Annotated in this window: 12 protein-coding genes; 5 read left to right on the forward strand and 7 right to left on the reverse strand. The window is 41.0% G+C overall.

The window, feature by feature from the left end:
- Positions 1–10 precede the first annotated feature (10 nt).
- The 4 genes from pyc to glsA form a co-directional block, all read right to left on the reverse strand.
- Positions 11–3,457 (reverse strand): pyruvate carboxylase, encoded by a 3,447-nt coding sequence (gene pyc, locus OIT90_RS12335; protein ID WP_247544227.1) that lies wholly within the window; start codon positions 3,455–3,457, stop codon positions 11–13.
- Positions 3,458–3,536: 79 nt separating this feature from the next.
- A complete protein-coding gene (gene ftsW, locus OIT90_RS12340; RefSeq protein WP_039178273.1) occupies positions 3,537–4,748 on the reverse strand; it encodes a putative lipid II flippase FtsW in 1,212 nt (403 codons plus the stop codon).
- A 209-nt stretch (positions 4,749–4,957) separates the two neighbouring features.
- A complete protein-coding gene (locus OIT90_RS12345; protein ID WP_003212509.1) occupies positions 4,958–5,239 on the reverse strand; it encodes an Fpa/YlaN family protein in 282 nt (93 codons plus the stop codon).
- A 122-nt stretch (positions 5,240–5,361) separates the two neighbouring features.
- Positions 5,362–6,291, reverse strand: coding sequence for a glutaminase A (glsA, locus tag OIT90_RS12350; RefSeq protein WP_034281651.1), 930 nt, complete (start codon positions 6,289–6,291; stop codon positions 5,362–5,364).
- Between the two features lie 120 nt (positions 6,292–6,411).
- Here glsA and OIT90_RS12355 point away from each other — a divergent pair, with 120 nt between their 5' ends.
- Complete coding sequence (locus OIT90_RS12355) at positions 6,412–6,894, forward strand: peptidyl-prolyl cis-trans isomerase (protein WP_144494999.1); 483 nt, start codon at positions 6,412–6,414, stop codon at positions 6,892–6,894.
- A gap of 15 nt (positions 6,895–6,909) precedes the next feature.
- Here the strand turns inward: OIT90_RS12355 and OIT90_RS12360 are convergent, their stop codons facing one another.
- Positions 6,910–8,232 carry a PhoH family protein gene (locus OIT90_RS12360; protein WP_039178271.1) on the reverse strand — a complete coding sequence of 441 codons (1,323 nt, stop codon included), beginning with the start codon at positions 8,230–8,232 and terminating at the stop codon, positions 6,910–6,912.
- 140 nt (positions 8,233–8,372) lie between these two features.
- Between OIT90_RS12360 and OIT90_RS12365 the strand changes: the two genes are divergently transcribed.
- Positions 8,373–8,990 carry a YhcN/YlaJ family sporulation lipoprotein gene (locus OIT90_RS12365; protein WP_058837752.1) on the forward strand — a complete coding sequence of 206 codons (618 nt, stop codon included), beginning with the start codon at positions 8,373–8,375 and terminating at the stop codon, positions 8,988–8,990.
- A 102-nt stretch (positions 8,991–9,092) separates the two neighbouring features.
- Entirely contained in the window at positions 9,093–9,323 is a 231-nt protein-coding gene (locus OIT90_RS12370) for a YlaI family protein (RefSeq protein WP_024424769.1), read from the forward strand.
- Between the two features lie 31 nt (positions 9,324–9,354).
- Here OIT90_RS12370 and OIT90_RS12375 read toward each other — a convergent pair whose 3' ends face one another.
- Both OIT90_RS12375 and typA read right to left on the reverse strand, forming a co-directional pair.
- Positions 9,355–9,636, reverse strand: a complete 282-nt coding sequence (locus OIT90_RS12375; RefSeq protein ID WP_044334035.1) for a YlaH-like family protein — start codon at positions 9,634–9,636, stop codon at positions 9,355–9,357.
- Positions 9,637–9,732: 96 nt separating this feature from the next.
- A complete protein-coding gene (gene typA / locus OIT90_RS12380; protein WP_024424768.1) occupies positions 9,733–11,571 on the reverse strand; it encodes a translational GTPase TypA in 1,839 nt (612 codons plus the stop codon).
- Positions 11,572–11,685: 114 nt separating this feature from the next.
- Between typA and OIT90_RS12385 the strand changes: the two genes are divergently transcribed.
- The gene (locus tag OIT90_RS12385) at positions 11,686–11,865 is read left to right on the forward strand and encodes a DUF5325 family protein (protein ID WP_024426900.1); all 180 of its coding nucleotides are present in this window, start codon (positions 11,686–11,688) and stop codon (positions 11,863–11,865) included.
- Between the two features lie 275 nt (positions 11,866–12,140).
- Positions 12,141–12,776 carry a hypothetical protein gene (locus OIT90_RS12390; protein ID WP_059377024.1) on the forward strand — a complete coding sequence of 212 codons (636 nt, stop codon included), beginning with the start codon at positions 12,141–12,143 and terminating at the stop codon, positions 12,774–12,776.
- Positions 12,777–12,811 lie beyond the last annotated feature (35 nt).

The raw sequence follows: 12,811 nt of genomic DNA on the forward strand, positions 1-12,811 counted from the left end.
GTCTCACTTCTTATTCAGGCTTTAATACAATGAGCAGATCACCTGTTTGAATCGGTTCTCCATTCGTCACATGTATTTCATCTACGACCGCAGAAAATGGGGCTTGTACAGTCGTTTCCATTTTCATGGCTTCATTGATCATCAAATGCTCGCCTTGTGAAATTTTTTGCCCTTTTTCCACGAGTACTTTAATGACAGTGCCTGGCATCGACGCGGCGATGTGATTTGGATTCGAGCGGTCCGCCTTCATTTTTTCTTGAACGGAGGATTTGATGCTTTCATCTTTAATCACCACTTCACGCGGCTGGCCATTTAACTCAAAGTAAAGAACTCTTGTGGCATCTGGATTCGGTTCGCCAATTGATACGAGTTTGACAATAAGGGTTTTTCCTTTTTCAATTTCTACCTCAATCTCTTCTCCAAGTCTCATCCCGTAGAAGAACGTTGGTGTATCAAGAACAGAGATGTCACCATAGCTTTCTGCTGTTTGGACAAATTCAGAAAAGACTTTCGGATATAAGGCATACGCAATTGCGTCTTTCTCTGTTAATGTCAGGTCATGAGATTCTTTGAACTGCTTCTTAATGTCTTCAAAGTCCACTGGCTTCAGCTTCTCACCAGGTCTGACAGTAAGAGGCTCTTCCCCTTTTAAAATCAGCTTTTGCAGTTTTTCTGGGAATCCGCCATGCGGCTGGCCTAAATAGCCTTTAAATAATTCCACAACAGAATCCGGGAAGTCTAGTGTTGCTCCTTTTTCATAGACATCTTCTTCTGTTAGATCATTTTGCACCATATAAAGTGCCATATCTCCAACTACTTTAGAGGATGGTGTTACCTTTACAATATCACCAAACATGTCATTCACACGTCTATACATTTCCTTTACTTCATTCCAGCGTTCGCCAAGCCCGACACCTTTCGCCTGCTGCTGCAAGTTACTATATTGACCGCCAGGCATTTCATGCTCATAAATTTCTGTATGAGGCGAATTCATGCCGCTTTCGAATTCATGATAGTATTTTCTGACGGAATCCCAGTATTGAGAAAGGCGTTCGACAGATTGGACGTTCATGTCTGGCTTTCTTTCATGTCCATCTAAAGCATAATAAAGTGAGCTTGCACTTGGCTGCGATGTGAGTCCTGCCATAGAGCTGACGGCAACATCCACAATATCAACACCTGCATCAATCGCTCTTGCATAGGTGAACAGTCCATTTCCACTCGTGTCATGCGTATGAAGATGGATAGGGATTGTAAGCTCATCTTTTAAAGCAGAGACTAGCTCATAGGCTGCCTGCGGTTTTAATAACCCCGCCATATCTTTAATACCTAAAATATGTGCTCCGGCAGATTCAAGCTCCTTCGCAAGAGATACATAGTACCCAAGATCATATTTTGGACGAGACGGATCAAGGATGTCCCCCGTATAACAAATGGCCGCCTCTGCCACTTTGCCTGATTCCCTAACAGAATCAATAGCAAGCGTCATGCCTTTGACCCAGTTCAAGCTATCGAAAATACGGAACACGTCAATGCCTGCCTCGGCAGATTCTTTTACAAATGCTTTGATCACATTATCCGGATAGTTTGTATATCCGACAGCGTTTGATGATCTTAATAGCATTTGGAACAGTGTGTTTGGCACTTCTTGACGAAGCTCTTTCAATCGTTCCCACGGATCTTCTTTTAAGAAACGGTACGCGACATCAAATGTAGCACCGCCCCACATTTCCATACTAAACAGCTCCGGCCATAAACCTGCTGTTGGCTGGGCAACTTTCTTTAAATCATGAGTTCTAAAGCGTGTCGCAAGCAAAGACTGATGCGCATCTCTAAAGGTTGTATCAGTTAAAAGGACGTTATTTTGTTCTTTCACCCAGTTGGCAAGTCCTTCAGGTCCATGCGTATCTAACAATTGTTTTGTCCCAGACGGGATCTCTTGATTGAGAGGAAGCTTCGGTACGTCTGGCTTGTCAAAATGAGGCTTCTTTTTCTCCGCAATACCAGGGAACCCATTAATGGTAACGTTACCAATATAAGTTAACATCTTCGTTCCGCGGTCTTTTTGCTTAGGGAAATTAAATAGCTCTGGCGTTGAGTCGATAAACGATGTATCGTATTCTCCTTTTAAGAATTTCTCATGCTTAGCTACGTTTTCAAGAAATGGGATGTTTGTTTTAATCCCGCGAATCCTGAATTCTTGTAAATTTCGGACCATTTTAGCAGCCGCTTGATCAAATGTGAGCGCCCATGTGGACAGCTTGACCAATAGTGAATCGTAATAAGGTGTAATGACCGCACCTTGGAAACTGTTCCCTGTATCAAGACGTACACCAAATCCCCCACCTGAACGGTAGGCCATAATTTTTCCTGTGTCTGGCATAAAGTCATTGAGCGGATCTTCTGTTGTGACCCTTGATTGAATGGCAAAGCCGTGTGTAAAGATATCTTCCTGCTTTGGAATACCAACTTCTTTGCTGTGAAGGTTATGCCCCTTTGCAACAAGAATTTGGGTTTGGACGATATCGACACCTGTGATCATTTCTGTGATCGTGTGTTCTACCTGCACCCTTGGATTAACTTCAATAAAGTAAAACTCTCCATTTGCAACAAGGAATTCTACAGTCCCAGCATTAATGTACGATACATTCTGGGCCAGCTTGACAGCTGCTTCGCAAATATCTTCACGCAATTGATCTGTTAGAGACACACTTGGCGCCACTTCAATGACCTTTTGATGCCGCCTTTGAACAGAGCAGTCACGCTCATATAAATGAATGATATTGCCGTGATTGTCACCAATCACCTGCACTTCAATATGTTTTGGATTCTCAATCAGCTTTTCAACGTATACTTCATCATTTCCAAAAGCAGCTTTTGCCTCTGACTTCGCACGGTCATAGGCTTCCTTCAGCTCTTCTTTTGATCTGACAATCCGCATACCCCGGCCGCCGCCGCCTAGTGAAGCTTTAATAATAAACGGGTAACCGTATTCTTCACCGAATTTTTCGACTTCTTCGACCGAATCAACTGGTCCGTCACTTCCTGGAATGACTGGAATACCAGCTTTTTTCGCTTCTTCTCTCGCCTTTACTTTATCTCCAAACATATCTAAATGCTGAGAAGTTGGACCGATAAATTGAATGCCTTCCTCTTCGCATCGTCTTGCAAAATGAATGTTTTCGGATAAAAATCCGTAGCCTGGATGAATCGCATCCACGTCATTTCGTTTTGCAATTTCGATGATCCCCTCGATATCAAGGTAGGCATCAATCGGTTTCTTTCCTTCTCCAACTAGATATGCTTCATCTGCTTTATAGCGATGATAAGAGCCAGAGTCTTCTTTGGAATAAATGGCCACTGTACGTAAGTTGAGCTCCGTACAGGCCCTGAAGACTCTGATAGCGATTTCCCCTCTGTTTGCAACTAGAACCTTTTGAATTGTTCTCTGTGACATTCTCACTCCTCCATATCCCTTAAAATTTTATATGTACTCTATAATAAAGGAAGAAATGAAAACTGTACACTTTTGTTTTCTAAAGATTCAAAGTTTTCTGCAATCCATTTTTTTCAACCGATGGTTTGCTCATTGATTTTTTCTTTTTGTAACGCTCTTTATATTCAGTAAACATGCTGATATTCAGCAGCATGCCCATACAGATGCTAAGTAAAATGATGGACGATCCCCCGTAGCTGATAAACGGAAGTGTCACCCCAGTGATTGGAATAAGACCTGAAACACCGCCTAAATTGATACAAGTTTGGATCGCAATCATGGAGGAAATTCCTATTGCAAGCAAACTTCCAAACGGATCTTCACACTTTCTCGCAATATAAAAACCTTTCACGACGATGAAACCAAGAAGAGCGATAACGAAAAACACGCCGAAAAAACCAAGCTCTTCTGAGATAATTGCCATGATAAAGTCTGTGTGCGGTTCTGGCAGATATCCGTACTTTTGAACGCTTTCTCCTAGACCGAGTCCAAAAAAGCCGCCTGATCCAATGGCATAATATGAATTAATCAATTGATGCCCAGTAGCCCCTGCATCTTTAAATGGATCTTGGAAACTCTCAAAACGTCCGAGACGATTTTGCGTGAAAATTTTATCCCAAAAAAGAATAATAAATGGGGTCACGACGACCATTACTGCACTAAATAGCGCGAGCAGCTTCGCTAGCGTTTTGCCGCTAAAACCTGAGCATAAAATCATCGCAAGGGCAATCATGCCAATGATAAAGGCTGTCCCATAGTCTGGCTGCAAAATGATAAATCCGCACAGGATAGAGACAATCACGATCGGAGGCGTAACACCTCTTAAAATATGATCAATATAATGCTGCTTTTTGGCATACACCGCAGCAAGATAGATGATGACGACAATCTTCACAAATTCAGCTGGCTGAAGACTAAAAGGTCCTAATTTGATCCAGCTTCTTGCGTTCCCTGCAATATGACCGCCAAAATACACATAGATGAGGGAAAAAACTGAAAGCAGCAGCATACCAATCTGGAATTTCTTATTTGAAAACAGCTGATATGGAACTAATGCTGTAAAGATCAAGATGGCTGCTCCAACAATCATAAATAAGAGCTGTTTCTTAAAAAAGTTATCTGGCGCGGCATCGTATCTGATAACAGATGTAATCATACTTGAGCTATACACCATAACCAAACCGAATGCGCTGATTAAGATAATGGCGAACAATAATGAGTAGTCATACGATTTTAGCATTCTCTTTAACATATAATCCTCTTCCTAACGTCTGTTTCTACTGCTTGATATCTTCTTAGCTGTTCTTATTCTACTACATTTTCTCCGTTTGATCCCGTTTTACCTCTTTTATATTGTTCGTCATTCATGAAAGAATCAAGTCCGTTTGCCGTTAATCCATCAAAAGAAAATAGAGGACAAAAAAACTCAAACTTAGTTGTGGAAGTTTGAGTTTTCAATCATTATTTTTTTGTGAACGCATCATGAAGTGCGGAAAGCTCTCTCTCAAGTTTATCGAGTAGTTTCTTACCTTCATGTTGATCAACTAATCCAAGCCGGACAGCGAAATCAATTTCTCTCGATAATCCGAACATTTGAGTATCTAAAACCTCTTCATAAAGAGGACATTGCGGCATCGTTAAGTTGTCCATTTGCACTTGGATCAATTTTAAAATTTTATCTGCATCCAATTTTAATAAAGCCAGTGCTTTTTGCCGATGATCGACTAAAATTTCTGACGCCAAAAGTATCCCTCCGTTCCCCAGGCGAGTACCTAATTCTTCTATTTATCATAAAGCGAAACGCCCAAAATTGCAAGCAGATTTGTACAGTTCGCTTTGTAAAAATAAAAAGAAGACATTCATCATTAAAAGATACTCATCTCATATTTTTCACTCATGAGCTCAAGCAGCTTAATCCCAGCAATGCTATTCCCTTTTTCATCCAGTGCAGGACCAAAAATTCCGATCCCAAAATCATATGGAGCCGCTCCCATAATCCCGCCTGAAACACCGCTTTTAGCGGGTATGCCGATATTAATGGCGAATTCACCGCTTGCATTGTACATGCCGCACGTCACCATAAAGGTTTTACAAATTCTAGCGACATCTTTTGAAAGAATTTGCTGCCCCGTCTCTGGATGTCTGCCATCTAATGAAAAAACACAAGCAATTTTCGCCAAATCTAAGCTGTTCATCATGATGGCACATTGTTTCGTATACACGTCCATAACCTCTTCTACGTTCCCTCTAATAATATGATATTGCTTCATATAATAGCACATAGCCCGGTTAATCATTGATGTCTCAAATTCGGATGCGGCTGTTTCTTTGCAATATGTAATGCTTTTATCATTTGCAAGCTCTCTAATAAAGCCAAGCAGGCGGTTTAGCTGATCTTGCGGCGTCGCGCCTCTTATTAAGCTTGTGACTGCAAGCGCTCCTGCATTAATCATTGGATTCAGCGGCTTATTCGGACTTGCTGTTTCCAGCTTAATCATTGAATTAAACGGGTCACCTGTAGGCTCTTGTCCAACAAATTGAAAAACTTTTTTTGGCCCTTCTTCTGAGAGTACGAGCGCAAGGGCTAATACTTTTGAAATACTTTGCAGAGTAAAGCGTTTATCTACATCTCCTGCCGAGTGGCAAGTATTACTCACATGATACACAGCCACAGATAAATCTGTCTGATCCGCTTTGGCGAGAGCGGGAATATAGGATGCTACTTTGCCATCTTTGGCCACTTTTTTTGCTTCTTCTACAAATCGCTGAAGCTCTTCATTGTCGCGACATGCCATGCCCAATATCCTCCCTATCTTTCATGTAAGATTAGTGTGTACAAGGAGATGCATGTTTATGAAAGTGACAAAGCAGGCGAAAACTTCTATAATTTATGGTGGAAAGGGGTTGTCTTGAACATGAGCATCATTCAAATTAAGGGGAACGTAAAGTACAAGATCACCATTGATCCAAGTGTATGGATTTTTGATGACCGCAAATTTTTAATGGATTCATTTTTTGAAAAAAGTGCAGCAAATGAAGAAAGTCAGCTGGATCAGGAGCTTGACCAAGAGCGGGTGATCAGAGAAGGACAAACACTTCCACCCACTTTAAAAACAGAGAAGAAGTACGAAAAGGAAAGACTCGTCACAGGCAGCTTCGGAATGAAGCTGGGTGATATGCTGAAAAATGCAGAACCGCTTGAACATGCAGATACATGCGAATTTGTCACAGAAACAGGGACAATTGCTGTTCCGCTTTCTCAGGCAATGGAAAGCATTGCACACTTCAGCCAAAACGGGAAGCCTATGACTGAAGAAGGACCAATCCACGTTTATTTCGCGGATCAGTCCAACCTCACTCAGCCGATAAAAGGTGTCAAAGAGCTCATCATTACATAAGACAGAGGGTCTGGACTACAGCAAATCAGCTGCAAGCTGTGCAAGCCCAGACCTTTCTCCTTTGACAAGCTTGACATGTCCAGATATTTGCTGTCCTTTGAACCGCTCAATGACATACGTAAGCCCATTATTTAAGCTGTCTAAATAAGGATGATCGATCTGCTCTGGGTCCCCCATCAGCACAATTTTACTTCCCTCTCCGACTCGCGTTAATAATGTTTTCACCTCGTGTTTCGTTAAATTCTGCGCCTCATCAATGATAATAAATTGATCAGGGATACTTCTTCCGCGGATATACGTTAAAGCTTCCACTTGAATCGAACCAATTCCTGCCAAAATCGCATCAAGTTCACCAGGTTTTTTTGTATTAAATAAAAATTCTAGATTGTCATAGATCGGCTGCATCCATGGTCTGAGTTTCTCTTCCTTTTCACCTGGCAAGTAGCCTAAGTCCTTGCCGACAGGAACAATTGAACGGGCGACGATCAGTTTTTTAAACATGCCAAGATCCTCTGTCTGCATTAATCCGGCAGCCAGTGCAAGGAGTGTTTTACCAGTTCCCGCTTTTCCGATCAATGTCACGAGGGGAATATCACGGCGCAATAGCAGCTCTAGTGCCATCGTCTGCTGAACATTTTTCGGACGAATTCCCCAAACATGCTCTTGATCATAAATGAGCCGTTTCACATTCTCTGCTTTTTGATCAAGCATTCCTAAAGCAGAGCCGCCTTCATTCCCTTTCATAATGACAAACTGATGAGGGTTTAATGGTACACTCGTGACTTCTTTTATCGGTAATTGGCTTTGTTTATAAAATGTATTTAATTGCTCCGTCGGAATATAGAGCTCATGATAGCCGTTATCAATGTCTTCGTTTTGCAGCACACGGTCACTTAAGAAGTCTTCAGCTTGGAGGCCTATAGCATCTGCCTTTACCCGGACTAAAACATCTTTACTGACCAAAATAACTGGCCGGCCGTGAGGCTTTGTTTCTTCCTCTAAGCTCAAATTTTTCGCGACAGCCAAAATCCGATTATCGTTCGTTTTTTCAATAAAAATTTCTTGAAGTTCATGGAAAGAGCGATGATTCAGCTCGATGCGCAGCGTTCCTTTTGACTCTAGCGTAATTTTTTCATGCAGTTTCCCTTTCGATCTCAAACCGTCGATTAAACGTGAGACGCGCCGAGCGTTTTGCCCAACCTCGTCCATGTATCTCTTTTTCGAGTCTACTTCTTCTAACACAACGGCCGGAATGACGACCTCGTTGTCTTCAAATGAAAAGATTGAATTCGGATCCTGTAATAACACATTTGTGTCTAATACATAAATTTTACTCAGGTCCTTCGCCTCCTGATCGGGGTTTCATTCATCCTTGTCTTTCCCAAAACGATTGTTAAAATATATGTTTTCATGAATAAAGTTAGAAGGTTAATTCAACAATAAAATAAATCATGCAGTTTGTGAAGGAGGGAATTTAGATGCGACTATTTTTAACATTATTCATGATTCAAACGATCATTCTGTTAGGCGCTTGCCAGCAGCAGGAAAAGCCAGAGGCGCTGAACAAGCAAGATGGACGCCAACACTTAGTACGGGTATCAGACTCATCGAAGAAAAAGACAAATCAAGCCCGCCCATCCACAGATGTTGCGCAGCATCTTGTCAATGTGACAGAGCACGTAGCAGATGTCAATGATGCAACAGCAATCGTCATCGGCCGCTATGCTGTTGTTGGTATTGATGTAAAAGATGATTTAGATAGAAGCAAAGTAGAAACCATTAAATATTCAGTTGCAAAAGCGCTGAGAAATGACCCGGAAGGTGCAAATGCTGTTGTGGTTGCTGATCCGGATACAGTCAGCCGTTTAAAAGAAATGGGCAAAGAAATTCAAGCAGGCCGTCCTGTAAGCGGTATTATGGATGAACTAGCTGCTATTGTCGGCCGCGTGATGCCAGAGATGCCGAAAAATGAGATCGACCGTAACGAAAAGGATCCGACAAATGATCCGAATAATCAGCTCAAAGAACAAGATCAAAAACAGTTAGAAAAAAATCAAAACGACCAATCAAATCATCATATGAATCAGAAGAAATAATGAGAACGGCTTATATCTCCTGTGATATAAGCCTTTTTCTACGCTGATTTTAAGTGGCTGGAAAACATGCTATAATAAATGCATTAAAGTGAGGTGAAAATGATGAGAGTGAAGTGCTCATTATGTGAAAAGCTTGAAACCATTGATGATGATACACTCGTTGCGAAACGGTTAAGAAACCGGCCAATTCATACATATATGTGCGATGACTGCCAAGAACGCATTAAAATAAAGACAGAAGCTCGCATCAAAACCGGCAGATTCTCTCTTTATCAGGATCCTGCGACAAAAGAGAAAAAGAAGAAAAAAGGAAAGAAAGAACAAAAGACATAAAAAAAGACCTGACACATGTTCAGGTCTTTTTTTACGTATTGACTGTTCCTTCTTTTTTCGCACGATGCAGCCGTATTTTATAAATAATCAAAATGGCAGCTGCCACAACAAGGCCTTCCGCTACTGGCAGGAAGATTCCTAGAAATGTGAGAAACGTGCAGCCAAAAATCAAAAACAAATAAATCACGAGCGCTTTTAAAATCGGTAAACGTCTTGCAAAGCCGAGCTTAAAAACAATAATCGCTAAAACAAGGATGGTGCCATATAGGAGCCACATCCCTGTTTGCGGATTTTCATCGACACGAAACAGCATCGCGAAAAAGGATAGATTTTCACTTACTTCCTGATCATTCAAAAAGATTCCCTCCCCTTATCTTTCAGGGTTCTATCTTTTTAATTCTTCATGGAATTAAGATAATCCTGCTAGCTTTTTCTTCTTCGCTGCTTTCTCACGTTCGTTTTTGTCTAAAATTTTCTTTCTAAGACGAATGGATTCAGGTGTAACCTCACAGTATTCGTCTTCATTCAAGTACTCAAGAGATTCCTCAAGTGACATAATACGAGGTTTTTTCATGCTAACCGTTTGATCTTTCGTCGCTGAACGTACGTTTGTTTGTTGTTTCATACGGCTTACGTTTACAACAAGGTCGTTCTCACGGTTATGCTCCCCAACAATCATGCCTTGGTATACTTCAGTACCTGGCTCAACGAAGATCACACCGCGCTCTTCAACACCTTGGATTCCGTAAGCAGTCGCTTTACCTGTTTCCATTGAAACAAGTACACCTTGACGGCGTCCGCCGACTTGACCAGACTGCATTGGCTGGTAGCTGTCAAACGTATGGTTCAAAATACCAAAACCACGAGTTAATGAAAGAAATTCAGTTGTATATCCAATTAAACCACGTGATGGCACTGTAAAGATCAGGCGAACTTGACCGTTACCATTGTTGATCATGTCAATCATTTCACCTTTTCTTGCACCCATTGATTCCATAACAGAGCCAGTATGCTCTTCTGGTACATCAATTTGAACGCGCTCAACAGGCTCACATCGAACACCATCAACTTCTTTTACAATAACTTCTGGCTTCGATACTTGTAATTCAAATCCTTCACGTCTCATATTCTCAATGAGAATGGATAAGTGAAGCTCTCCGCGTCCAGAAACAACCCAAGCATCAGGTGAATCAGTTGGATCCACACGAAGACTGACGTCTGTTTGAAGCTGCTGCTCTAAACGCTCTTCGATTTTACGTGATGTCACGTATTTTCCTTCACGTCCTGCAAATGGGCTGTTGTTTACAACAAACGTCATTTGAAGTGTCGGCTCATCAATACGAAGGATTGGAAGTGCCTCTTGGTGTTCTACCGGACAAACCGTTTCACCTACGTTGATGTCTTCCATTCCAGATACAGCGACAAGATCTCCCGCTTTCGCTTCGTTGATTTCCACTCGTTTTAACCCTTGGAAACCAAAGATCTTTGTTACACGGAATTGTTTCACAGTGCCGTCGACTTTCATCAAGGCTACCTGCTGTCCTACTTGCATTGTTCCTCTGAATACACGGCCAATTCCAATTCTGCCAACATAATCATTGTAATCAAGTAGCGCCACTTGGAATTGAAGCGGCTCTTCATGGTTATCAACCGGGCAAGGAATATGGTTCACAATAGCTTCAAACAAAGATTCCATGTTTTCATCTTGCTTGCTCGCATCGTTACTTGCTGTACCATTGATTGCTGATGCATAGACAACTGGGAACTCAAGCTGTTCTTCTGTTGCATCCAATTCAATGAACAAGTCAATCACTTCATCGACTACTTCAGCCGGACGAGCAAAGTCGCGGTCAATTTTATTGACGACAACGATTGGTGTTAAGTTTTGCTCAAGTGCTTTTTTCAGCACAAAGCGTGTTTGAGGCATACAGCCTTCATAAGCATCCACAACAAGGAGTACACCATCTACCATTTTCATGATACGCTCAACTTCACCACCGAAATCGGCGTGTCCTGGTGTATCTAAAATATTAATGCGTGTATCTTTATAATTTATCGCAGTATTTTTAGCTAAAATCGTAATACCGCGCTCTCGCTCTAAATCATTTGAATCCATGGCTCTCTCAGCGATATTTTCATTCGCACGGAAAGTACCAGCTTGATGGAGCAATTGGTCAACAAGCGTCGTTTTACCATGGTCAACGTGGGCAATAATTGCGATGTTGCGAAGGTCTTTTCGAAGTTTCACATTTTCATCTCCTAAAATAATTAGATAACTTTCATATTATATCACAATCCCCTTTAAATGCCGATCGTTTTTCTGTAAACTTATATTAACTCTAAAAAAAGGGATGGGGACATTATGAAACAAATCAAATGGCTTCTATTATTATGTGCATTACTTGCAGTTGTCAGTATGGCGTTTATTGGGGTAACTCTTGCAGAAAAAAACATACTGGGTATATGTCTAAGCATTGTATTCGCCATGATTTTCATGGGTACAGGATTTACATTAAAAAGAAAATTAAACGTGCAATCATAAAATTAGGTAAAAGCCTTTTACATTCTATATGTAGAAGGCTTTTTATTTCGAGTAAAAACAAGACAATTCACCTATGAAAGCTCCATTCATCAGACGAAACGTATCTTGAAGGATTGACAAAAATAAGTAATCTGAACCCCTCCATTTTTCGACAAGAACTTTTATAGTTCTCCAAAATCAAACAGAAAGTTACAATCTTCCTATTCTTCCACAAAGTTTCTCATGGTATGCTTTTCTTGCAACAAAATTTAACAGAAAAGGGAGAGAAAAGAAGCATGAAGAAGTTTTTGAGCAAATCGCTCAGCTCTGTTGTATTTTTCGCTTTAGCTATCATTCTTACTTTCACAACAGTAGCTCCTGGGCAAGCAAGCGCTGCAACTTTCAAAGGCATTCCTTTTGAACAGCAGCAAATCATTAAAGAATTATTGGAGAAAAACGAGCGTGTCATCAACATTCTCATCAATTCATTTGTTGAGGAAGACAACAACTACACATTTGATGTGAAAAAAGCTGTTGAGCTCGGACTAACTGAAGAAGAAGCGGCGACTGCTGAGAAATTCTTAGATCGCGCAGCTGTTCTTACAATCGTTTTCAGTGAAAGCATCACTAAAAACGAAAAAGGGAAATTGGTTTTTGATGCAGCAAAAGCTGTTGAACTTGGTCTTACAAAAGAAGAAGCGGCTAAATTCGAAAAGCTTTTCAAATCAGTGATCAGAATTGCTGATCTTGCTGGTGATGCGCTTGTTCTAGACAAAAAAGGAAACGTTGTGATTGATTCAAAAATCGCAAAAGGTCTTGGATTCAGCTCTACTGAATTACTTGTTTTCAACCAAATGCTTAAGAAAATTCCTCAAGAGCAATTAAAAACGTTTTATGATGCAATTCAAATTGCGAAAGAAAAATTAAGCTAAGCTAGAAAAACCCCCATCTGGTTTATCCAGATGGG

The sequence above is a fragment of the Bacillus sp. ABR genome, assembly GCF_056172715.1.